Origin of the sequence: Paraburkholderia sp. GAS82 (genome assembly GCF_050436285.1) — a bacterium.
In the GTDB taxonomy this organism is placed as follows: Bacteria; Pseudomonadota; Gammaproteobacteria; order Burkholderiales; family Burkholderiaceae; genus Paraburkholderia; species Paraburkholderia phenazinium_B.
On the sequence record NZ_JBNDLX010000006.1, the window covers coordinates 553486 to 576908 of the forward strand.

A 23423-nucleotide genomic window follows, 5' to 3' on the forward strand; every position below is an offset into this window, starting at 1 on the left:
CCGCAGTTCCTCGACGTATCAAGGCGGTGAAGCCGCACTGCAGTTATCCCTGCAGTTATCCCGTTAACGAGCGGCCACACTTGCTTATTCCACGCCGTGCGCCCTATGATCCGCGCTTCGGACGATTCAGAGGAGCGCTGCGCATGGCGGCGAAGTGGGGGCGCGTCGCAGCGGCGGCGCTGGCGGCGGTAGTGATGACAGCGGCGCAGGCGGCCGCGCAGGTTGCCAATGCGCCGGGGGCACAGTCGAGCCCGGCGCCGGGCGGCACGCCGATCCAGCTCGCGCTGATCGAAGGGATGTCCGGTCCGTTCGCGAACGCCGGGGCCGCGGTCGAGCACAATCTGCGCTTCGGCGTCGAAACGGTGAATGCGCATGGCGGCGTCAAACTGGCCGACGGCGCGCATCAGCTCGAACTCGTCGTGCTGGACAGCAAGGGCAGTCCCGAGGAGGCGCTGCTGCAGCTTCGCGCGGCCGCGGACCGCCATATCGGCTATATCCTGCAGGGCAACAGTTCGGCGGTGGCGGCGGCGCTGATCGGCGCGATCGACAAGCAGAACAGCCGCGAGCCCGACAACCGTGAGCTGTTTCTCAACTACTCCGCCGACGATCCCGCGCTAACCAACGCGGCTTGCAGTTTCTGGCACTTCCGTTTCGACGCGCACGCGGGTATGCGCATGGATGCGCTCGCCGATGTGATTCAGCGCGACCCGTCGGTCAAGAAGGTCTACCTGCTGAACCAGGACTACAGTTTTGGCCACGATGTCAGCGCGCTCGCCCGTTCATCGCTGGCGGCGAGACGCCCGGATATTGCGATTGTCGGCGACGAATTTCACCCGATTGGCCGCGTGAAGGATTTCGCGCCGTATATCTCCAAGATCCGCGCCAGCGGGGCCGATGCGGTTGTGACGGGGAACTGGGGCAACGATCTGACGCTGCTCGTCAAAGCGGCCCGCGAGCAGGGTCTCGATACCAAGTTCTATACCTTCTACGGCAACAGCCTCGGTGCGCCGGCCGCGCTCGGCGACGCTGGCGTCAAGCGCGTGATCGCGGTGGCCGACTGGCACCCGAACGCGGGCGGTGACGCCTCAGATGCCTGGTACAAGGCCTTCCGCGCCCGCTACCCGGCCGCGCAGGACGACTACCCGGTGTTACGCATGGAACTGCTGGTCGAAATCCTCGCCGCGGCCATGAATAAAGCCGGCAGCGCACAGCCTGAGAAGGTCGCGAAGGCTCTGGAGGGGATAAAGTTCGATAACGGCTTCCACCCGTCGTGGATGCGCGCCGACGATCATCAAATGATCCAGCCCCTTTACGTGATGGAAATGGACAAGGCCGGCACGCCCGGTGTGCGCTTTGACAACGAGGGTTCGGGTTATGGCTTTCGCACGGTGCTGGCGCTGCCGCCCGAGCGCACCGTCCCACCGACCACCTGCCGGATGACGCGGCCATAGGTAGACCGCTGAGCGCGTGCCTGAACTGGCACCCGCACAACCGGTCCGCCACTGGCCTGGATCAGGCCCGGATCCGGCAAGCTCGCGGCCAGAATTTCGCCCATAAGACCGGGCTGGCGGCCTGTACAGGCTGTGCTACAATACGCCCCTCGTTGTAAGCCACGGCACGGCCTTTCTTCCGTGACCGCCTGTTTAGTTCTCAAGGAAAATTTGATATGACCGCAGTTGAAACAAGCAAGAAGTCCGAAGTCGTTGCGCAATTTGCACGCGCTGCTAACGACACCGGCTCCCCCGAAGTTCAGGTCGCTCTGCTGACCACCCGTATCAACGAACTGACCGTTCACTTCAAGGCTCACACGAAAGATCACCACAGCCGCCGCGGTCTGCTGCGCATGGTGAGCCGTCGTCGTAAGCTGCTCGACTACCTGAAGGGTAAGGACGCGGACCGTTACCGCGCACTGATCGAGAAGCTGGGTCTGCGTAAGTAATTGGGCGCGCGGTAAGGCGCTCTCAGCAAGATGCCTGTGTCAGTTTCACTGATACAGGCATTTTGTTTTTGAACGGTGCGCTTCATGTGAGGTGCACCGGTGGTTGTCCGCGGTAGCGTGACGGTTCATGCGGCGGGCAACACTCAACACAGCCGGGCTTCAGGGTAGAGCTTTGTGTCATTCCAGCGGTTCGCGCACGTACTCCGCGTAGGGCGTGGTTCTCTGGAATGGCATAAATAACACTCCTCTTCCCATGTAGCGCCGGTCCTTGCGTTGCCGCGCCGCTTCTGGTCCGCGCGGCATAACGATGGAGTGAAAAAATGACTATGTTCAATAAAATCGTCAAAGAATTTAAGTGGGGGCAACATAATGTTCGCCTCGAAACGGGCGAAATCGCTCGTCAGGCTAGCGGTGCTGTGATTGTCGATGTCGAAGATACCGTTGTGCTCGCAACCGTAGTCGGCGCCAAGACCGCCAAGCCGGGTCAGGACTTCTTCCCCCTGACCGTCGATTACCTCGAAAAGACCTACGCCGCCGGCAAGATCCCGGGTGGCTTTTTCCGTCGTGAAGGCCGTCCTTCGGAAGGCGAAACGCTGATTTCGCGCCTGATCGACCGTCCGCTGCGCCCGCTGTTCCCGGAAGGCTTCTACAACGAAGTTCAGGTCGTGATCCACGTCCTGTCGCTGAACCCGGAAATCCCCGCTGACATCCCCGCGCTGATCGGCGCGTCGGCGGCGCTCGCTGTGTCTGGCCTGCCGTTCAACGGCCCGGTCGGCGCTGCACGCGTGGCCTACATCAACAACGAATACGTGTTGAACCCGACGCGTCCGCAAATGAAGGAATCGGCGCTTGATCTGGTGGTCGCCGGTACGGAACGCGCGGTGCTGATGGTGGAATCGGAAGCGCAGCAACTGAGCGAAGAAGTGATGCTCGGCGCTGTCGTGTTCGGCCATGAGCAAATGCAGATCGCGATCGACGCGATCCATGAACTGGTCCGCGAAGGCGGCAAGCCGGAGTGGGATTGGCAACCGGCCGCGAAGAACGAGCCGCTGATTGCTCGCGTGGCGGAACTGGCGCAAGCCGATCTGCTCGCCGCGTATCAGATCCGCGACAAGCAGGCGCGTTCGACCAAGCTGAAGGAAGTTTACGCAGCGACGTCGGCCAGGCTGGAAGAAGACGCTGCAGCAAGCGGCACGGTTGCAGCCGACAAGGCTACGGTCGGCAACGTGCTGTTCGACATCGAAGCGAAGATCGTCCGCTCGCAGATCCTGAACGGCGAGCCGCGTATTGACGGCCGCGACACGCGTACCGTGCGTCCGATCGAGATCCGCACCGGCGTGCTGCCGCGTACGCACGGCTCGGCGCTGTTCACGCGTGGTGAAACTCAGGCACTCGTGGTGGCAACGCTCGGCACGAAGGGCGACGAGCAGAACATCGACGCGCTCGAAGGCGAATACCGCGAACGCTTCATGCTCCACTACAACATGCCTCCGTTCGCGACCGGCGAAACGGGCCGCGTCGGTTCGCCGAAGCGCCGTGAAATCGGTCACGGCCGTCTGGCCAAGCGTGCGCTGGCTGCATGCCTGCCGAGCGCCGACGAATTCGGCTACTCGATTCGCGTGGTATCGGAAATCACCGAATCGAACGGTTCGTCGTCGATGGCTTCGGTGTGCGGCGGCTGCCTCGCACTGATGGACGCCGGCGTGCCGATGAAGGCGCACGTTGCCGGCATCGCTATGGGCCTGATCCTCGAAGACAACAAGTTTGCTGTCCTCTCCGACATCCTCGGCGACGAAGATCACCTCGGCGACATGGACTTCAAGGTGGCGGGTACCGAAAACGGCGTAACCGCGCTGCAGATGGACATCAAGATTCAGGGCATCACCAAGGAAATCATGCAGGTCGCCCTCGCGCAAGCGAAGGAAGGCCGTCTGCATATCCTCGGCAAGATGACTTCGGCTGTGTCGGGCGCCAACACGCAACTGTCGGAATTCGCACCGCGCATGATCACCATCAAGATCAATCCGGAAAAGATCCGCGACGTGATCGGCAAGGGTGGTTCGGTGATCCGCGCGCTGACCGAAGAAACCGGCACGACGATCGATATTTCGGACGACGGCATCGTCACCATCGCCAGCACCAGCAGCGAAGGGATGGCCGAAGCGAAGAAGCGTATCGAGAACATCACGCTGGAAGTCGAAGTGGGCCAGGTCTACGAAGGCACCGTGCTCAAGCTGCTCGATTTCGGCGCGATCGTGAACATCCTGCCGGGCAAGGATGGTCTGCTGCACATCTCCGAGATCGCCAACGAGCGCATCAAGGACATCAACGACTATCTGAAGGACGGCCAGCAGGTGAAGGTCAAGGTCATCCAGACGGACGAGAAGGGCCGCGTGCGTCTTTCGGCCAAGGCGTTGCTGAACGACGCCGGGTCGGGTGCACCGCAAGGCGAACCGACTCCGCAGTAATGCAGTAAGGTAGTGGACGGCCGGCAGCGTGAATGCGCGCCGGCCGTTTTTCATGCAGGGTGGATCGCATTGCAAACTGGGCTAAGGTCGGGTTTGCAGTCCAATCCAAACCTTGGAGGTGACGCAGATGAAAGCGATCGAAATTACCGAATTCGGCGCGCCGGACGTCTTGAAGCTCGCCGAGCGGCCCACGCCGCAACCGAAAGCGGGTGAGGTGCTGATCAAGGTCGCGGCCTCGGGCGTAAATCGTCCAGACGTGTTCCAGCGCAAGGGCGGTTATGCGCCGCCGCCGGGGGCGTCGGACCTGCCGGGGTTGGAAGTGGCGGGCGAAATTGTCGGCGGGACGCTCGACGAAAAGTACAACCCGTTCGGTCTGAAGATTGGCGATCGCGTGTGTGCGTTGCTGGCCGGCGGTGGTTACGCCGAATATGCCGCCGCGCCGCTCGCTCAATGTCTGCCGGCGCCCAAGGGGCTCTCGGATATCGAAGCGGCGTCGCTGCCGGAAACCTTCTTTACCGTTTGGAGCAATGTGTTCGAACGCGGGCATCTGGGCGCGGGCGAGGGCGGAGCGAATGAAACGTTGCTGGTGCAGGGCGGTTCGAGCGGCATTGGCGTGACGGCCATCCAGATCGCGCATGCGTTGGGTTTTCGCGTGTTCGCCACCGCGGGGTCCGATGACAAGTGCCGCGCCTGCGAGCAGCTCGGTGCCGAGCGTGGCATCAACTATAAAACTGAGGATTTCGTCGAAGTCCTCAAGTCGCTGACGAACGACCGCGGCGTGGATGTGATCCTCGACATGGTTGCCGGCAGTTACGTGCCGCGCGAACTGACGGCGTTGGCCGACGGCGGGCGGATCGTGTTGATCGCGACGCTGGGTGGCGCGAAAGCGGAGCTGAATTTGCCCGAGATCATGCGCCGCCGCCTGACGGTGACCGGTTCGACGCTGCGTCCGCGTCCGGTGGAGTTCAAGGCGAAGATCGCAGCCCAGCTGAAGGAAAAGGTGTGGCCCCACATCGAGGATGGCCACATCAAGCCGGTGATCTACAAGGTGTTTCCGGCCGCGCAGGCCGCCGAGGCACACGCGTTGATGGAAAGCAGCACGCATGTCGGCAAGATCATGCTGGATTGGACTGCCTGAGCGGTGGCCGAGGCCGTTGGCTGAGCGTGAGAAGGGCGGTTTGCGGGCGCGCAGTTTGACCCGATCCGCCTGCTCACAGTAAAATTGCGTGTTTTGCGTGCGCCGCGTGATTCCGACGGGCGGCCAACGAGGTGCAAACCGGGTCCGCCGCCGCAGCAAGACGAAACGACTAGACGAGACAATGTCGAAACAACGAGCGAAGCTGGTAGTCGGTAACTGGAAGATGCACGGGCGGCTCGCCGAGAACGCGGTTCTGCTCGAAGCTGTCGCGCGAGGCGCCGGAGAACTGCCGGAGAGCGTGCGGGTTGGCGTGTGTGTGCCGGGCCTGTATCTCGCCCAGGCGCAGGCGCTGCTGGACGGTAGTCGTGTCGTGTGGGGCGTGCAGGACGTTTCTGCCTTCACGCAGGGTGCCTACACTGGTGAAGTGGCTGCGCCGATGGCCGTGGATTTCGCTGCGTCGCTCGCGATCGTCGGGCATTCGGAGCGTCGGGCCTATCATCGCGAAAGTTCGGAGCTGGTGGCTGTCAAAGCACAGCGTGTGCTCGAAGCCGGTTTGACCCCTATCGTCTGTGTTGGCGAAACGCTCGAAGAGCGCAATGCGGGCAAGACCGAGCAGGTGGTCGGCACGCAACTGGATGCGGTGCTGGCGAAGTTGTCGCCGCAAGAGGCGGCGCGTATCGTCGTCGCGTACGAGCCTGTCTGGGCGATCGGTAGCGGCAAGAGCGCCACAGCGCAGCAGGCACAGGACGTTCACGCATTTCTGCGTGCGCGTCTCGTAGCGAAAAGTGCCGCAGCTGCTGACGTACCACTGTTGTATGGCGGTAGCGTGAAGCCAGGCAATGCGGAAGAGTTGTTCCGTCAGCCGGATATCGACGGTGGCCTGATTGGCGGCGCGTCGTTGAAGGACCAGGATTTCCTGGCAATCTGCAAGGCGGCCGGCGCGGTGAGCGTCACGCAATAAGCAGGTTGCCCGGGTGCAGTAGACCCATTGAGTGCGGCGCACCTTGTGCCGCGCGATTAAATAAAGACTCAGGTGAGTGTGATGCTGGTTTTGAAAACATTGATTATCGTCGTTCAGTTGATGTCGGCGCTTGGGGTCATTGGCCTCGTGTTGCTGCAGCACGGTAAGGGCGCCGATATGGGTGCCGCTTTCGGCAGCGGCGCGTCGGGCAGTCTGTTCGGCGCGACGGGTTCGGCGAACTTTCTGTCGCGTACCACGGCAGTGCTCGCAGCGATCTTTTTTGTCAGCACTTTGGCGCTGACGTATCTCGGCTCGTATCACGCCAAGCCTTCTGCAGGCTTGCTCGGCGCGGTAGCGACCGCTCCGGTTGCAGCGTCGTCAGCAGCTGCTCCGGCTGGTTCGCCGGCTGCTCTTCCGGCCGCTCCGTCGTCGGCTCCGGGCCAGGATGTGCCGAAATAAATTTTCGGCAAAAGTGCTTGTGGTGCGTTGAACAAACTGTTTAAACCAGTTACAATTCAAGTCTTGAAGCGATTCGCGGGTTTTATTGGTTTATTTCCCGGATTGCATACAGTGCCGACGTGGTGAAATTGGTAGACACGCTATCTTGAGGGGGTAGTGGCGAAAGCTGTGCGAGTTCGAGTCTCGCCGTCGGCACCAATGTTATCTTAATGCCAGCCGCTTGCTTCGCTTCGGCTGGCATTGTCGCTTCTGGCTTGGTGTTTGCGTTAAGCTTGCAACGTCAAGCACGCCGAAGTGATTTCGTGCTGGGTGTTTGTCTCCCCCAGCTGCACTCAGAACCAACCGATTGAGGACAGTCTTGAACCTCGCAGCCTATTACCCCGTCTTGTTGTTCCTCCTGGTGGGCACTGGTTTAGGCGTAGCACTGGTCAGTATTGGCAAGATCCTCGGTCCCAACAGGCCCGATACCGAGAAGAACGCACCATACGAGTGCGGCTTCGAAGCATTCGAAGATGCGCGCATGAAATTTGATGTGCGCTACTATCTCGTCGCCATTCTCTTCATCATTTTCGACCTTGAAACCGCGTTCCTGTTTCCGTGGGGTGTAGCCCTGCGCGACATCGGCTGGCCCGGCTTCATGGCAATGATGATTTTCCTGCTCGAGTTCCTGCTGGGCTTCGCCTACATCTGGAAGAAGGGCGGTCTTGACTGGGAATGATGGATTAATCGCCGGTTTGCGTGGGCGGCCAAGGCTAGCCGCCCCGTCTGGAGTGGAAAGCACATGAGTATCGAAGGGGTCTTGAAGGAAGGGTTTGTCACCACCACGGCTGACAAGCTGATCAACTGGACGCGCACCGGCTCGTTGTGGCCGATGACGTTCGGTCTTGCGTGTTGCGCGGTCGAGATGATGCATGCGGGTGCTGCCCGTTATGACCTCGACCGTTTCGGCGTCGTGTTTCGTCCGAGTCCGCGTCAGTCGGACGTGATGATCGTCGCCGGCACGCTGTGCAACAAGATGGCGCCCGCTCTGCGCAAGGTCTACGATCAGATGGCCGAGCCGCGCTGGGTGATCTCCATGGGCTCGTGCGCGAACGGCGGCGGCTACTACCACTATTCGTATTCGGTGGTGCGTGGCTGTGACCGGATCGTGCCGGTCGACGTCTATGTGCCGGGTTGTCCGCCGACCGCGGAAGCGTTGGTCTACGGCGTGATCCAGCTACAAGCGAAGATCCGCCGTACCAACACCATCGCACGTCAATAAGGCCAGAGCTCCCCACAATATGGCAAGCAAACTCGAGACCCTGAAAGCGAACCTCGAGGCGGCCTTTAGCGGCCGCCTGCTGAGCGTCACCGAAGCGATCGGCGAGCTCACGATTGTCGTGAGTGCCAAAGAATATCAAGATATAGCGACGCGTCTCCGCGACGATTCGTCGCTGCGCTTCGAGCAACTGGTCGACCTGTGTGGCGTCGACTACCAGACCTACGGCGACGGTGCGTACGACGGTCCGCGTTTCGCGGCGGTGCTGCATTTGTTGTCGGTGACGAACAACTGGCGTCTGCGCGTGCGCGTGTTCGCGCAGGACGACGATGTGCCGCTGATCCCGTCCGTGGTCGATATCTGGAGTTCGGCCAACTGGTACGAGCGTGAAGCGTTCGACCTGTACGGTATCGTCTTCGAAGGTCACCCGGACCTGCGCCGTATCCTGACCGACTATGGTTTCATCGGTCACCCGTTCCGCAAGGATTTCCCGATTTCCGGCTACGTCGAAATGCGTTACGACCCGGAAGAGAAGCGCGTCGTCTATCAGCCTGTGACGATCGAGCCGCGGGAAATCACGCCGCGCGTGATCCGCGAGGATCGCTATGGCGGTCTGAAACACTAAGAGAACGCCATGGCAGAGATCAAAAACTACACGCTCAACTTCGGCCCGCAGCACCCGGCCGCGCACGGTGTGCTGCGCCTCGTGCTCGAACTCGACGGCGAAGTGATCCAGCGCGCCGACCCGCACATCGGCCTTCTGCACCGCGCCACTGAAAAGCTCGCGGAAACCAAGACGTTCATCCAGTCCGTGCCGTACATGGACCGTCTCGACTACGTGTCGATGATGGTCAACGAGCACGGCTACGTGATGGCGATCGAAAAACTGCTGGGCATCGACGTGCCCGTGCGTGCAAAGTACATCCGCGTGCTGTTCGACGAAATCACACGCGTGCTGAACCACCTGATGTGGATCGGCTCGCACGCGCTCGACGTTGGCGCGATGGCCGTGTTTCTGTACGCGTTCCGCGAACGCGAAGACCTGATGGACGTGTACGAAGCGGTGTCCGGCGCCCGGATGCACGCGGCGTACTACCGTCCGGGTGGCGTGTACCGTGATCTGCCGGAAGCCATGCCGCAGTACAAGGCATCGAAGATTCGCAATGCGAAGGCTTTGTCGAGGATGAACGAGACCCGCCAGGGTTCGTTGCTCGACTTCATCGACGACTTCTTTACCCGTTTCCCGCATTGTGTCGACGAATACGAAACGCTGCTCACCGACAACCGGATCTGGAAGCAACGTCTGGTCGGTATTGGCGTGGTCAGCCCGGAACGTGCTCTGCAACTGGGCATGACGGGTGCCATGCTGCGCGGTTCGGGTATCGAGTGGGATTTGCGTAAGAAGCAACCGTATGAAGTCTATGACAAGCTGGACTTCGATATCCCGGTTGGCGTGAACGGCGATTGTTACGACCGCTACCTGGTACGCGTCGAAGAAATGCGTCAATCAACTCGAATCGCGAAACAGTGCATTGAATGGTTGCGGAAGAATCCGGGCCCCGTAATGATCGACAATCACAAGATTGCGCCGCCGTCGCGCGTCGGCATGAAGTCGAACATGGAAGAGCTGATTCACCATTTCAAGCTCTTCACGGAAGGCTTCCATGTGCCCGAAGGCGAAGCGTATGCCGCTGTCGAACATCCGAAGGGCGAGTTCGGCATCTATCTGATCTCGGATGGCGCGAACAAGCCGTATCGCCTGAAGATTCGCGCGCCGGGTTATGCGCATCTGTCCGCGCTCGACGAAATGGCGCGCGGTCACATGATCGCCGACGCCGTGACGATCATCGGCACGCAAGACATCGTGTTTGGCGAAATCGATCGTTAAGAGCGATTTTCATCGTGGCGTGTGCGTCGAAGTTGCAGCAGGCGCACGTCAAGCAAAGGAACGCCGGGTCTGTCGCAACAGGTAGCACGCGACAGGTTTTCGTTCGGTAGGAATTGAAAGAGTCGTGTCTGAAAATGATCTCAGCTGAAGGCCTGAAAGAAATCGATCGCGCGTTGACGAAGTATCCCGCCGATCAGAAACAGTCCGCCGTGATGTCAGCGTTGGCCGTCGCTCAGGAAGAGCATGGCTGGCTGTCGCCCGAACTCATGCAGTTCGTCGCGGACTATCTTGGCATGCCGGCGGTCGCCGTGCAGGAGGTTGCGACCTTCTACACGATGTACGAGACGTCGCCGGTCGGCAAGCACAAGATCACGCTCTGCACGAACCTGCCGTGCCAGCTCGGTCCGGATGGCGGCTCGGAAAGTGCCGCCGAATATCTGAAGCAGAAACTCGGCATCGACTTCGGCGAAACCACGGCAGACGGCAAGTTCACCTTGAAAGAAGGCGAGTGCATGGGCTCGTGCGGCGATGCACCGGTGATGCTGGTGAACAACCATCGCATGTGCAGCTTCATGAGCCGCGCGAAGATCGATCAGCTGCTCGAGGAGCTCTCGAAATGACGTCTCTCCACGATCGTCACATCAAACCGCTGATTCTCGCTGGCCTGAACGGCGACAACTGGCATCTCGAAGACTATGTGGCGCGCGGCGGTTACGTCCAGTTGCGCCGTATTCTGGAAGAGAAGATTCCGCCCGAGCAGGTGATTGCCGAAGTCAAGGCGTCGGGTCTGCGCGGTCGCGGCGGTGCTGGGTTTCCGACTGGCCTGAAGTGGAGCTTCATGCCGCGTCAGTTTCCGGGGCAGAAGTACCTCGTCTGCAATTCGGACGAAGGCGAACCGGGCACGTTCAAGGATCGTGACATCCTGCGCTGGAACCCGCATGCGCTGATCGAAGGCATGGCCATCGGTGCGTACGCCATGGGCATCACGGTGGGCTACAACTATATCCACGGTGAAATCTTCGCTGAGTATCGACGTTTCGAAGAAGCGCTGGAAGAAGCGCGCCGCGCCGGTTACCTCGGCGACAACATCATGGGCTCGGGCTTCTCGTTCCAGTTGCACGCGCACCACGGTTACGGCGCGTATATCTGCGGCGAAGAAACTGCGCTGCTCGAGTCGCTGGAAGGCAAGAAAGGTCAGCCGCGCTTCAAGCCGCCATTCCCGGCGAGCTTCGGCGTGTACGGCAAGCCGACCACGATCAACAACACCGAAACGTTCGCAGCCGTGCCGTTCCTGCTGACGGTCGGTCCGCAGACTTACCTGGAACTCGGCAAGCCGAATAACGGCGGCACCAAGATTTTCTCGGTGTCGGGCGACGTCGAACTGCCGGGCAATTACGAAGTGCCGCTCGGCACGCCGTTCGCGAAGCTGCTGGAACTCGCGGGCGGCATGCGTGGCGGCAAGAAGATCAAGGCCGTGATTCCGGGCGGCTCATCCGCACCGGTTATCCCGGGCGAGATGATGATGAATACCGACATGGACTATGACTCGATCGCCAAGGCGGGATCGATGCTCGGTTCAGGCGCGGTCATCGTGATGGACGAGACCCGCTGCATGGTCCGTTCGCTGCTGCGTCTGTCGTACTTCTACTACGAAGAGTCCTGCGGTCAGTGCACGCCGTGCCGCGAAGGTACGGGCTGGCTGTATCGCGTCGTGCATCGTATCGAGCACGGCCTTGGCCGCCAGGAAGATCTGGATCTGCTGAACTCAGTGGCTGAAAACATCATGGGCCGCACGATTTGCGCGCTCGGCGATGCAGCGGCCATGCCGGTGCGCGGCATGCTCAAGCACTACTGGGACGAATTCGAATATCACGTCGCCCACAAGCATTGCCTCGTGGACGGACATGCCGGCGCAGCAACGGCTTCGGAAACGGTGGCCGCCTAAGGCGGGTCACTGGAAGCGTCAACCGCGGGGGTCATCGCCAAGTGGCGGTGAACGGGCGAACGATTGAGCGGTAACAGGTTAAGGAAGATTGACCATCATGGTTGAACTTGAAATAGACGGCAAGAAGGTAGAGGTGCCCGAAGGCAGCATGGTCATCCAGGCTGCGCATAAGGTCGACACGTACATTCCTCACTTCTGCTATCACAAGAAGCTGTCGATTGCGGCCAACTGCCGGATGTGTCTGGTCGATGTCGAGAAGATGCCGAAGGCCGTGCCTGCATGCGCCACGCCGGTGTCGGCGGGCATGATCGTGCGCACGAAGTCCGACAAGGCCGTGAAGGGTCAGCAAGCTGTGATGGAATTCCTGCTGATCAACCACCCGCTCGATTGCCCGATCTGCGACCAGGGCGGCGAATGCCAGTTGCAGGATCTGGCGGTGGGCTACGGCAAGTCCGCCTCGCGCTACAGCGAAGAAAAGCGCGTGGTGTTTCACAAGAACGTCGGCCCGCTGATCTCGATGGAAGAAATGACGCGCTGCATTCACTGCACGCGTTGTGTCCGCTTCGGCCAGGAAGTGGCCGGCGTGATGGAACTGGGCATGCTGGGCCGCGGTGAGCACTCGGAAATCACCTCGTTCGTCGGCAAGACGGTCGACTCCGAACTGTCGGGCAACATGATCGATCTGTGCCCGGTTGGCGCACTCACCAGCAAGCCGTTCCGCTACAGCGCCCGTACGTGGGAACTGTCGCGCCGCAAGTCGGTGAGCCCGCACGATTCCGTCGGCGCGAACCTCGTGGTGCAGGTCAAGAACAACCGCGTGATGCGCGTGCTGCCGTTCGAGAACGAAGCCATCAACGAATGCTGGATCTCGGACAAGGACCGTTTCTCGTACGAAGGCCTGAACAGCCCGGAACGCCTCACGCAGCCGATGCTCAAGCAAGGCGGCAAGTGGGTCGAGACCGACTGGCAGACCGCGCTCGAGTACGTCGTCAAGGGCCTGAAGGGCATCAAGGACGACCACGGCGCAGAAGCGCTCGCTGCACTGGCCAGCCCGCATAGCACCGTCGAAGAACTGTTCCTCGTCAAGCAACTCGCGCAAGCGGTCGGCACGCCTAACGTCGACTTCCGGCTGCGTCAGTCGGATTTCTCGGCGCCTGTGAATGGCACGCCGTGGCTCGGCACGAAGATCGCCGATCTGTCGAACGTCGACGCGGCGATCGTCATCGGCTCGGATCTGCGTCGCGATCACCCGCTGTTTGCTGCGCGTCTGCGCCAGGCCGCCAAGAACGGTGCGGCGCTGACGCTCGTGCAAGCCACGAACGACGATGCGCTGATTCCGCAAGCCCAACGCGTGGTGGCTGCACCGTCCGCATGGCTGAATGAAATCGCCGGCATCGCTGCCGCGGTTTCGGAAGCACGCGGCGTCGCGCTGCCGGAAGCGTTCTCGGGCACGCAAGCGAACGATGCGCACAAGCAGGTTGCAACGTCGCTCGCAGCGGGCGAGTTGCGTCTCGTGCTGCTCGGCAACGGCGCGGTCCGTCATCCGGACTTCGCCCGTATCCACGCCGCGGCTCAATGGATTGCAGACACCACCGGCGCCAAGCTCGGTTTCCTCACGGAAGCGGCCAACACGGTTGGCGCTCACCTCGTCGGCGCGCTGCCGGGCGCGGGTGGCCTGAACGCTCGCGAAGTGTTCGAACAGCCGCGCAAGGGTTACGTGCTGCTCAACGTCGAACCGGAGTTCGACACGGTCAATCCGGCGCAGGCACTGGCCGCGCTGAACCAGGCTGAAATGGTCGTCGTGCTTTCGCCGTTCCAGACCGGCGCCGAATACGCCGACGTGCTGTTGCCGATCTCCCCGTTCACGGAAACGGCCGGTACGTTCGTCAGCGCTGAAGGCACGGTACAAAGCTTCAACGGCGTAGTGCGCCCGCTTGGCGACACGCGTCCGGCATGGAAGGTGTTGCGCGTGCTGGGCAGCCTGCTCGGCGTGCCGGGTTTCGAATTTGACACATCGGAAGAAGTACGCGCAGCGGCACTCGGCGACGCCGATCTGAGCGCGCGCCTGTCGAACAAGACGGGTGTTGCGATCGCACGCGGTGCAGCGCCGAAGGCGGCTGAAGGCGCCTTTGAACGCATCGCCGATGTGCCGATCTATCACGCCGATCCGCTGGTGCGTCGTGCGGAATCGCTGCATCTGACGGCAGCCGCACGCGCGGCGAACTCGGTCGGTTTGCCGGCTGCGCTGTTCGACAAGCTGGGTTTGAAAGACGGCGACGCAGTGCGCGTACGCCAGGGTGAGCACTCGGTGCAATTGCCGGCCGTGCGCGATGCAAATCTTGCGGAGACAGTCGTCCGCGTATCGGCGGCCACGCCTGCCGGTGCAGCGCTGGGCAGCCTGTTCGGTGAACTGCTGGTGGAGAAGGCGTAAATGTTCGAATCGATCAACTCGGGCGGCACTCAACTTCTCGGTGCGGCATGGCCCACGGTGTGGGCACTGGTGCGCATCCTGGTGGTAGCCGTCGTGATCCTGCTGTGCGTGGCTTACCTGATCCTCTGGGAACGTAAGCTGATCGGCTGGATGCACGTGCGTCTCGGTCCGAACCGCGTGGGCCCGGCAGGTTTGCTGCAGCCGATCGCCGACGTGCTGAAACTGCTGCTCAAAGAAGTGATTCAGCCGGCCCAGGCGAGCCGCTGGACTTACCTGATCGCGCCAATCATGGTGGTGGTGCCGGCCTTCGCGGTCTGGGCGGTGATCCCATTCCAGGCGGGTGCGGTGCTCGGCGACATCAACGCAGGTCTGCTGTATGCGATGGCGATTTCGTCGATCGGCGTGTACGGCGTGATTCTCGCCGGCTGGGCCTCGAACTCGAAGTACGCATTCCTCGGTGCGATGCGCGCCGCGGCGCAGATGGTCTCGTACGAAATCTCGATGGGCTTCGCGCTCGTCGTCGTGCTGATGACTTCGGGCAGCCTGAACCTGTCGGACATCGTCGGGTCGCAGGAACGCGGTATGTTCGCGAGCTACGGCCTGAACTTCCTGTCTTGGAACTGGTTGCCGCTGCTGCCGATGTTCGTCGTCTACTTCATCTCGGGCATCGCCGAAACGAACCGCCACCCGTTCGACGTGGTGGAAGGCGAGTCGGAAATCGTCGCAGGTCACATGATCGATTACTCGGGGATGGCGTTCGCGTTGTTCTTCCTCGCCGAGTACATCAACATGATCGTGATCTCGGCGCTCGCATCGACCCTGTTCCTGGGCGGCTGGAGTGCCCCGTTCGGCTTCCTGTCGTTTATTCCGGGCATTTTCTGGCTGGTCCTGAAAGTGTTCTTGCTGTTGTCGGTATTCATCTGGGCACGCGCCACGTTCCCGCGCTACCGTTATGACCAGATCATGCGTCTGGGCTGGAAAGTGTTCATTCCGGTCTGCGTGGTGTGGCTGATCGTAGTCGGCTTCTGGATCATGTCGCCGTTGAATATCTGGAAATAAAGGGCGGATGAACCTATGACCGCAATTCAAAACTTCTTCAAGACCTTCTTCCTCACGGAATTGCTCAAAGGTCTCGCGCTGACCGGACGTTATACGTTCCAGCGCAAGATCACGGTGCAGTTCCCGGAAGAGAAGACCCCGATTTCGCCGCGTTTTCGCGGTCTGCACGCACTGCGCCGTTATGAGAACGGCGAAGAGCGCTGCATCGCCTGCAAGCTCTGTGAAGCGGTGTGCCCGGCGCTCGCCATCACGATCGAATCGGAAACGCGCGCGGACAACACCCGTCGTACGACGCGTTACGACATCGACCTGACCAAGTGCATCTTCTGCGGTTTCTGTGAAGAAAGCTGCCCGGTCGATTCGATCGTCGAAACGCACATTCTCGAGTATCACGGCGAGAAGCGCGGTGACCTGTATTTCACGAAGGACATGTTGCTGGCCGTGGGCGACCGCTACGAAGCGGAGATCGCGGCAAACAAGGCAGCAGATGCGCCGTATCGTTGATTGACTGAAACGCTTTTGTTTGACGTATCACGTTGTACCGGCCTGCAGTCAGGCCGTAGGCTGCTGCTTGACCGCTGTAGCGTGGCGCGCTTGTGCCAAAGAACAACGCCTGACGATGGCCTAACGATGAACCGGTAATCATGGAATTCACGACCGTACTGTTCTACATCTTCGCTCTGCTCCTGGTGGTGTCCGGGCTGAAGGTGATCACCTCGCGCAACCCGGTGGCGTCCGCGCTGTTCCTGGTGCTCGCGTTCTTCAACGCGGCGGCCATCTGGATGCTTCTGCAGGCAGAGTTTCTCGCGATCCTGTTGGTGCTCGTGTATGTCGGCGCGGTGATGGTGCTGTTCCTGTTCGTGGTGATGATGCTGGACATCAACCTCGACGTGCTGCGCCGCGACTTCAAACGCTTCGTGCCGGTGGCGACTGTCGTGGGGGCGATCATCGTGATCGAAACCGCGCTGATCCTGTGGCACGGCTTTGGCGCCACGGTCACGCCGCTGCGCGATACGACGGTGGCGGCTGGCAGCGCAATGGCTGACTGGTCGAATACGCGCCTGATCGGTAAAGTCATCTACACCGACTACATCTTCGCGTTCGAAGTCGCCGGTCTGGTACTGCTGGTGGCGATCATCGCCGCCATCGCACTGACCACGCGTCACGCGAAGGACAGCAAGCGCCAGCGCGTGAGCGATCAGGTCAAGGTGCGGGCGCAAGACCGCGTGCGGGTGGTGAAGATGCCGTCGGAAAAGACCGCAGCCACTATCGCAGCAGAAGACGCGGCAGCCGCTGCGGCCGCAGCCGCGGCTGCTGCAACGGCCACGGCCGCAGCCAAGAATAGCTGAGAGGAGACAGGAGAAAAATTATGCTGACCCTTGCTCATTACCTGGTGCTCGGCGCGATCCTGTTTGCGATCAGCGTCGTAGGCATCTTCCTGAACCGCCGCAACGTCATCATTATCCTGATGGCGATCGAGCTGATGCTGCTGGCGGTGAACACCAATTTCGTCGCGTTTTCGCATTACCTCGGCGACGTCCATGGCCAGATCTTCGTCTTCTTCGTGCTGACGGTTGCAGCGGCTGAAGCGGCGATCGGGCTGGCGATTCTGGTGACCCTGTTCCGTAGTCTCGACACGATCAATGTCGAGGATCTCGATCAGCTCAAAGGTTAATCTCGAGGCAAGACTGTTATGTCAACCACACTCAACGAAAACCTGTTGCTGGCGGTACCGCTTGCACCGCTGGCCGGCTCTCTGATTGCCGGGCTGTTCGGCAAGGCGGTGGGGCGCGCAGGGGCCCACACGGTCACGATCCTCGGCGTTGCGATCGCCTTCGTGCTTTCGGCCATCGTCTTCTTCGACGTAATGAACGGCGCGAGCTTCAACGCGACGATCTACGAGTGGATGTCGGTCGGCAAGCTGAAGTTCGAAGTCGGTTTCCTCGTCGATTCGCTCACGGCGATGATGATGTGTGTCGTGACCTTCGTGTCGCTGATGGTGCACATCTACACGATCGGCTACATGGCCGACGACGACGGCTACCAGCGTTTCTTCTCGTACATCGCGCTGTTCACGTTCTCGATGCTGATGCTCGTGATGAGCAACAACCTGCTGCAGCTGTTCTTCGGCTGGGAAGCGGTGGGTCTGGTGTCGTACCTGCTGATCGGCTTCTACTTCACGCGTGAAAGCGCGATCTACGCGAACATGAAAGCGTTTATCGTGAACCGCGTGGGCGACTTCGGTTTTCTGTTGGGCATTGGCCTGCTGCTGGCGTTTGGCGGCTCGCTGAACTACGGCGACATCTTCGCGAAGAGCCATGAGCTCGCGTCGCTGACGTTCCCGGGCACCAGCTGGGGCCTGTTGACGGTTGCCTGTATTTGCCTCTTCATCGGCGCAATGGGTAAGTCGGCGCAGTTCCCGCTGCACGTCTGGCTGCCGGATTCCATGGAAGGCCCGACGCCGATCTCCGCACTGATTCACGCGGCAACCATGGTGACGGCCGGTATCTTCATGGTCACGCGCATGTCGCCGCTGTTCGAACTGTCGGATACGGCGTTGTCGTTCGTGACCGTCATCGGCGCGATCACTGCGCTGTTCATGGGCTTCCTCGGGATTGTCCAGAACGACATCAAGCGTGTGGTGGCTTACTCCACGCTGTCGCAGCTCGGTTACATGACGGTGGCACTGGGCGTCTCGGCTTATCCGGTCGCCATGTTCCACCTGATGACGCACGCGTTCTTCAAGGCGCTGCTGTTCCTCGGCGCGGGTTCGGTGATCATCGGCATGCACCACGATCAGGACATGCGCAACATGGGCGGCCTGCGCAAGTACATGCCGATCACGTGGATCACGTCGCTGATCGGTTCGCTGGCGTTGATCGGCACGCCGTTCTTCTCGGGCTTCTACTCGAAAGACTCGATCATCGACGCAGTGAAGCTGTCGCATCTGCCGGGTTCGGGTTTCGCGTACTTCGCGGTGGTGGCGAGCGTGTTCGTCACGGCGCTGTACTCGTTCCGTATGTACTTCCTGGTGTTCCACGGTGAAGAGCGCTTCCGCAAGCCGAAGCATCCGGATTCGCCGATGGGTATCGAAGCCGCCGCTCACGCTGCGCACGGTCATGACGACCATGGCCACGGCCACGATGCGCACGGGCACGGCCACGACGATCACGGCCACGCGCACGAGCCGCATGAAAGCCCGTGGGTGGTATGGGTGCCGCTGGTGCTGCTGGCCATTCCGTCGGTCATCATCGGTGCGATCGCGGTCGGCCCGCTCCTGTTCGGCGATTTCTTCGCGCACGGCGTGGTGTTCGACAAGGTCATCTACATCGGCGCGAACCATCCCGCGGTGTCCGAGATGGCGGAAGAGTTCCAGGGCTGGGTGCTGATGGGCCTGCACTCGGTGTCGGGGCTGCCGGTCTGGCTGGCGCTCGCCGGTGTGGTCGTGTCGTGGTTCCTGTACCTGAAGCGTCCGGATCTGCCGCCGGTTATCCGCCGCGCGTTTGGCCCGATCTATACGCTGCTCGATAACAAGTACTATCTCGACAAGATTAACGAAGTCGTGTTTGCACGCGGCGCCGTGGCGATCGGCCGGGGCCTTTGGAAAGAAGGCGACGTGGTGGTCATCGACGGTATCGTCAATGGCAGCGCGCGCTTTATCGGCTGGTTTGCCGGAGTGATCCGCTTCCTCCAGTCGGGCTACATCTACCATTACGCGTTTGCCATGATCATCGGCATGCTGGGGCTCCTGACCCTGTTTGTAACGCTTGGCGGCAAATAAGAGAAGGCGAGGGGACACCACACAATGCACACGTATCCGATTTTAAGTATCGCGATCTGGTTGCCGATCCTGTTCGGCCTCCTGGTCCTTGCTATCGGCTCTGACAAGAATCCTGGTCCGGCGCGCTGGCTCGCGCTGGTTGGTTCGGTTCTCAGCTTCATCGTCACGATTCCGCTGTTCACCAGCTTCGATTCGAGCACGGCGGATCTGCAGTTCGTTGAAAATGTGCATTGGATCGAGCGCTTCAACATTGCCTATCATCTCGGGGTAGACGGCATCTCGATGTGGTTCGTGGTGCTGACCGCCTTGATCACCGTGATCGTCGTGATTGCCGGGTGGCAGGTCATTACGAAGAACGTGGGCCAGTATTTCGCCTCGTTCCTGATCTTGTCCGGCATCATGGTCGGCGTGTTCAGCGCAGCGGACGGGATGCTGTTTTACGTGTTCTTCGAAGCAACGCTGATCCCGATGTACATCATCATCGGCGTGTGGGGTGGACCGAACCGCGTGTATGCGGCGTTCAAGTTCTTCCTGTACACGCTGATGGGTTCGCTGCTGATGCTGGTCGCGCTGCTCTATCTGTACACGCAGACGGGCACCTTCGATCTGGCGACGTGGCAGACCACGAAGATCGCCATGACGCCGCAGATATTGCTGTTCATAGCGTTCTTCCTTGCCTTCGCTGTGAAGGTGCCGATGTGGCCGGTCCACACGTGGTTGCCTGACGCCCACGTGGAAGCGCCGACGGGCGGCTCGGTCGTGCTGGCGGCGATCATGCTGAAGCTGGGCGCGTACGGTTTCCTGCGCTTCTCGCTGCCGGTCACGCCGGACGCCAGCCACTTCCTGGCGCCAGTCGTCATCACGCTATCGCTGATTGCGGTTATCTACATTGGTCTGGTTGCGATGGTGCAGGCGGACATGAAGAAGCTGGTTGCGTATTCGTCGATTGCGCACATGGGCTTCGTCACGCTCGGCTTCTTCATCTTCAATCAGCTCGGTGCGGAAGGCGCGATCGTGCAGATGATCTCGCACGGTTTCGTCTCGGGCGCGATGTTCCTGTGTATCGGCGTGCTGTATGACCGCCTGCACTCGCGCCAGATTGCCGATTACGGCGGTGTCGTCAACGTGATGCCGAAGTTCGCGGCGCTGGTGATGCTGTTTTCGATGGCCAATTGCGGCCTGCCGGGCACTTCCGGGTTCGTCGGCGAGTTTATGGTGATTCTGGCTGCGGTCCAGTACAACTTCTGGATTGCAGGCGGCGCCGCAGTCACGCTGATTCTCGGCGCGGCCTACACGCTTTGGATGTACAAGCGCGTGTATTTTGGCGCGGTGGCGAACGACCACGTGAAGAAGCTGCTCGATATCAACAATCGCGAGTTCTTCATGCTGATCGTGCTGGCCGTATTGACGCTGTTCATGGGCCTGTATCCGAAGCCCTTTACCGATGTGATGCACGTATCCGTGGAAAACCTCCTCTCCCACGTTGCGCAGTCGAAACTGCCGTTGCCACAGTAACGCAGAGCGGAGGAATTTAAACACCATGCAAAACGCACCTATGACTGCCCTGTTGCCCGACGGCCTGTTGATGCTCGCCGTAGTTCTCGCGTGGCTCAACGACACGTTCTTCGGCCAGGCGGCGCGACGGACCACGTACTTCATCGCCCTGTTCTCGACGCTGATAGCGGGCATCTGGTTCGGCGTGAACGCTTTCGACCCGCACGTGTATTACTTCTTCGGGCACATGTACGTGGTCGACGCCTTCGGCAGCGTGATGAAGGCGGTGGTGTCGCTCGGTTACACGGTGTCGATCATCTACTCGCGCAGGTATCTTGAAGACCGCGAACTGTACCGCGGCGACTTCTTCCTGCTGGGCATGTTCTCGCTGCTCGGCCAGCTGGTAATGATCTCGGGCAACAACTTCCTGACGTTGTACCTCGGTCTGGAACTGATGTCGCTGTCGCTGTATGCGGTGATCGCGCTGCGCCGCGATGCTGCGCAGTCGAACGAAGCGGCGATGAAGTACTACGTGCTGGGTGCACTGGCATCCGGTTTCCTGCTGTATGGCATCTCGATGCTGTACGGCGCAACCGGTTCGCTGGATATCAACGAAGTGTTCAAGGCCGTGGCTTCCGGCCGTATCAACGACGTGGTGCTGCTGTTCGGCGTGATCTTCGTGGTGGCCGGCGTGGCCTTCAAGATGGGCGCGGTGCCGTTCCACATGTGGGTGCCTGACGTGTATCAGGGCGCACCGACCGCCATGACGCTGCTGACGGGCGGTGGCCCGAAGGTGGCCGCCTTCGCGTGGGGCCTGCGCTTCCTCGTGATGGGTCTGCTGCCGCTGGCGGTCGACTGGCAGGAAATGCTGGTGATCCTCGCGGCGCTGTCGCTGATCGTGGGGAATATCACCGGTATCGTCCAGCGCAACATCAAGCGGATGCTCGCCTACTCGGCCATCTCGAACATGGGCTTCGTGCTGCTCGGCCTGCTGGCTGGTGTGGTGGACGGCAAGACGAGCGGGGCGGCAAGCGCATACGGCTCGGCGATGTTCTATAGCATTGTCTACCTGGTGACGACGCTCGGTACGTTCGGCATCGTCATGCTGCTGGCGCGCCGCGACTTCGAAGCCGAGACGCTCGACGACTTCAAGGGTCTCAATCAGCGCAGTCCGGTGTTCGCGTTCGTGATGATGATCATGATGTTCTCGCTCGCGGGCGTTCCGCCGGCAGTCGGCTTCTACGCAAAGCTTGCCGTGCTGCAAGCGACGATGAACGCCGGTCTGACATGGCTCGCCGTGCTGGCCGTGATCACCTCGCTGTTCGGCGCGTTCTACTACCTGCGTATCGTCAAGCTGATGTACTTCGACGATCCGCTCGACACCACGCCGATCCAGGCCGATACCTGCAACCGCGCCTTGCTGGCGCTTAACGGTTTGGCCGTGCTCGTGCTCGGCATCGTGCCGGATCCGCTGCTGAAGGTTTGCCTGCAAGCGATCACCCACACCCTGACATTCTGATGTCGGCTGCTGGCTGGTTTATTGTGTTGTTGGCGCTCGCGGGCGCCAACCTGCCGTTCGTGAATCAACGCCTCTTCGCCTTCGTGCCGCTCAAGGCGGCAAGGAAGAGCGCCTGGCTGCGGATCGGCGAGCTGATCGTGCTTTATTTTGTCGTGGGCGCGTTCGGCTTTATGCTCGAAGCGCGGGCGGGTAACCGCTTCGAGCAGGGCTGGCAGTTCTACGCGGTCACCTTCAGTCTGTTTCTGGTGTTTGCGTTCCCCGGCTTCACCTTCCAGTATCTCGTCAAACGGCGCTGACGGCATGAGCCGTCGCGCACCACGCTGTCCTGAGGTCGCACATGGCTGAACTTCCCGATCACGACGCTACGCTTACCGAGACCTGTCTTGAGAGCAAGACTCTCCATCAAGGTCCATTCCTGACTCTGAAGTGCGACACCGTCCGTTTGCCGGACGGCAAGAGCGCGACTCGCGAGTACGTCAAACATCCGGGCGCCGTGATGGTGATCCCGCTGTTCGACGATGGCCGCGTGCTGATGGAATGCCAGTATCGCTATCCGATCGGCAAGGTGATGCACGAGTATCCGGCTGGCAAACTGGATCCGAGCGAAGGCTCGCTTGCTTGCGCGAAGCGTGAGCTGCAGGAGGAGACCGGCTACACGGCGCGCGAATACGTCTACCTGGCGCGCATCCATCCGATCATTTCGTACTCGACCGAATTTATCGATATCTTCCTCGCACGCGGCCTGACTGTCGGCGATCGCAAACTCGACGAGGGGGAGTTTCTCGAACTCTTTACTGCGACGGTGCCTGAGGTGTTGGAGTGGGTGCGGACCGGCAAGATCACCGACGTCAAGACGATTATCGGCACGTTCTGGCTGGAGAAGGTGTTGTCGGGCACGTGGGTTTCGCCGGAGCCTGAACCTGAATGACCGGCGATTACATGGGTTGACCGCGTGCGGCCGCTTCGAGCGGCGCGGCGCGAGGCGAGCACCCACGAGTCACGAGATCAAATAAACGGCAGCCCACAAGGCTGCCGTTGTTGTTGGTAGCCCCGTTAGCAGACCCGCTGGCAGCCCCGTTTTAT

At 60.8% G+C, this 23423-nt stretch carries 22 protein-coding genes and 1 tRNA gene; all 23 read left to right on the top strand.

Going from position 1 to position 23423, the window contains the following annotated elements; genetic code table 11:
* The first annotated feature begins 143 nt into the window (after window positions 1-143).
* The 23 genes from P3T17_RS21715 to P3T17_RS21825 all read left to right on the top strand — a co-directional run bounded on the left by P3T17_RS21715 (window position 144) and on the right by P3T17_RS21825 (window position 23268).
* Window positions 144-1451, top strand: coding sequence for a branched-chain amino acid ABC transporter substrate-binding protein (locus P3T17_RS21715; RefSeq protein ID WP_429408824.1), 1308 nt, complete (start codon window positions 144-146; stop codon window positions 1449-1451).
* A 215-nt stretch (window positions 1452-1666) separates the two neighbouring features.
* Window positions 1667-1939: a 30S ribosomal protein S15 gene (rpsO, locus tag P3T17_RS21720; RefSeq protein ID WP_074265315.1), complete on the top strand. Its 273-nt coding sequence runs from the start codon at window positions 1667-1669 to the stop codon at window positions 1937-1939.
* A gap of 320 nt (window positions 1940-2259) precedes the next feature.
* Complete coding sequence (pnp, locus tag P3T17_RS21725; protein ID WP_429286220.1) at window positions 2260-4407, top strand: polyribonucleotide nucleotidyltransferase; 2148 nt, start codon at window positions 2260-2262, stop codon at window positions 4405-4407.
* A gap of 127 nt (window positions 4408-4534) precedes the next feature.
* A complete protein-coding gene (locus P3T17_RS21730; RefSeq protein ID WP_429408825.1) occupies window positions 4535-5545 on the top strand; it encodes an NAD(P)H-quinone oxidoreductase in 1011 nt (336 codons plus the stop codon).
* Between the two features lie 181 nt (window positions 5546-5726).
* Complete coding sequence (tpiA, locus tag P3T17_RS21735) at window positions 5727-6506, top strand: triose-phosphate isomerase (RefSeq protein ID WP_074265313.1); 780 nt, start codon at window positions 5727-5729, stop codon at window positions 6504-6506.
* Window positions 6507-6587: 81 nt separating this feature from the next.
* Window positions 6588-6965, top strand: a complete 378-nt coding sequence (gene secG, locus P3T17_RS21740) for a preprotein translocase subunit SecG (RefSeq protein WP_429408826.1) — start codon at window positions 6588-6590, stop codon at window positions 6963-6965.
* A gap of 113 nt (window positions 6966-7078) precedes the next feature.
* Window positions 7079-7163, top strand: a tRNA-Leu gene (locus P3T17_RS21745).
* 160 nt (window positions 7164-7323) lie between these two features.
* The gene (locus P3T17_RS21750) at window positions 7324-7683 is read left to right on the top strand and encodes an NADH-quinone oxidoreductase subunit A (protein ID WP_074265311.1); all 360 of its coding nucleotides are present in this window, start codon (window positions 7324-7326) and stop codon (window positions 7681-7683) included.
* A 63-nt stretch (window positions 7684-7746) separates the two neighbouring features.
* On the top strand, window positions 7747-8226 hold the full coding sequence (locus tag P3T17_RS21755) for a NuoB/complex I 20 kDa subunit family protein (RefSeq protein WP_006052903.1): 480 nt from the start codon (window positions 7747-7749) through the stop codon (window positions 8224-8226).
* A 19-nt stretch (window positions 8227-8245) separates the two neighbouring features.
* Window positions 8246-8848: an NADH-quinone oxidoreductase subunit C gene (locus P3T17_RS21760; protein ID WP_429286218.1), complete on the top strand. Its 603-nt coding sequence runs from the start codon at window positions 8246-8248 to the stop codon at window positions 8846-8848.
* Between the two features lie 9 nt (window positions 8849-8857).
* Window positions 8858-10111 (top strand): NADH-quinone oxidoreductase subunit D, encoded by a 1254-nt coding sequence (locus tag P3T17_RS21765; RefSeq protein WP_144155787.1) that lies wholly within the window; start codon window positions 8858-8860, stop codon window positions 10109-10111.
* A 134-nt stretch (window positions 10112-10245) separates the two neighbouring features.
* Window positions 10246-10731, top strand: coding sequence for an NADH-quinone oxidoreductase subunit NuoE (gene nuoE / locus P3T17_RS21770; protein ID WP_429286217.1), 486 nt, complete (start codon window positions 10246-10248; stop codon window positions 10729-10731).
* The gene (gene nuoF / locus P3T17_RS21775) at window positions 10728-12056 is read left to right on the top strand and encodes an NADH-quinone oxidoreductase subunit NuoF (RefSeq protein WP_429408827.1); all 1329 of its coding nucleotides are present in this window, start codon (window positions 10728-10730) and stop codon (window positions 12054-12056) included. The genes nuoE and nuoF overlap by 4 nt, the downstream gene beginning before the upstream one ends.
* A gap of 97 nt (window positions 12057-12153) precedes the next feature.
* Window positions 12154-14487 (top strand): NADH-quinone oxidoreductase subunit NuoG, encoded by a 2334-nt coding sequence (nuoG, locus tag P3T17_RS21780; protein WP_429408828.1) that lies wholly within the window; start codon window positions 12154-12156, stop codon window positions 14485-14487.
* A complete protein-coding gene (nuoH, locus tag P3T17_RS21785; protein ID WP_074265305.1) occupies window positions 14488-15546 on the top strand; it encodes an NADH-quinone oxidoreductase subunit NuoH in 1059 nt (352 codons plus the stop codon).
* A 15-nt stretch (window positions 15547-15561) separates the two neighbouring features.
* Window positions 15562-16050 carry an NADH-quinone oxidoreductase subunit NuoI gene (gene nuoI / locus P3T17_RS21790; RefSeq protein ID WP_012401389.1) on the top strand — a complete coding sequence of 163 codons (489 nt, stop codon included), beginning with the start codon at window positions 15562-15564 and terminating at the stop codon, window positions 16048-16050.
* 140 nt (window positions 16051-16190) lie between these two features.
* Window positions 16191-16895 (top strand): NADH-quinone oxidoreductase subunit J, encoded by a 705-nt coding sequence (locus P3T17_RS21795; protein ID WP_429408829.1) that lies wholly within the window; start codon window positions 16191-16193, stop codon window positions 16893-16895.
* Between the two features lie 20 nt (window positions 16896-16915).
* Window positions 16916-17221, top strand: a complete 306-nt coding sequence (nuoK, locus tag P3T17_RS21800) for an NADH-quinone oxidoreductase subunit NuoK (RefSeq protein ID WP_013339863.1) — start codon at window positions 16916-16918, stop codon at window positions 17219-17221.
* Window positions 17222-17239: 18 nt separating this feature from the next.
* Window positions 17240-19327, top strand: coding sequence for an NADH-quinone oxidoreductase subunit L (gene nuoL, locus P3T17_RS21805; protein WP_074265303.1), 2088 nt, complete (start codon window positions 17240-17242; stop codon window positions 19325-19327).
* Window positions 19328-19351: 24 nt separating this feature from the next.
* On the top strand, window positions 19352-20842 hold the full coding sequence (locus tag P3T17_RS21810; protein ID WP_074265302.1) for an NADH-quinone oxidoreductase subunit M: 1491 nt from the start codon (window positions 19352-19354) through the stop codon (window positions 20840-20842).
* Window positions 20843-20867: 25 nt separating this feature from the next.
* Window positions 20868-22340: an NADH-quinone oxidoreductase subunit NuoN gene (nuoN, locus tag P3T17_RS21815; RefSeq protein ID WP_074265301.1), complete on the top strand. Its 1473-nt coding sequence runs from the start codon at window positions 20868-20870 to the stop codon at window positions 22338-22340.
* Window positions 22340-22636 (top strand): DUF2818 family protein, encoded by a 297-nt coding sequence (locus P3T17_RS21820; protein WP_429408830.1) that lies wholly within the window; start codon window positions 22340-22342, stop codon window positions 22634-22636. The genes nuoN and P3T17_RS21820 overlap by 1 nt, the downstream gene beginning before the upstream one ends.
* A gap of 41 nt (window positions 22637-22677) precedes the next feature.
* Window positions 22678-23268, top strand: coding sequence for an NUDIX domain-containing protein (locus P3T17_RS21825; RefSeq protein ID WP_429408831.1), 591 nt, complete (start codon window positions 22678-22680; stop codon window positions 23266-23268).
* Window positions 23269-23423: the final 155 nt, after the last annotated feature.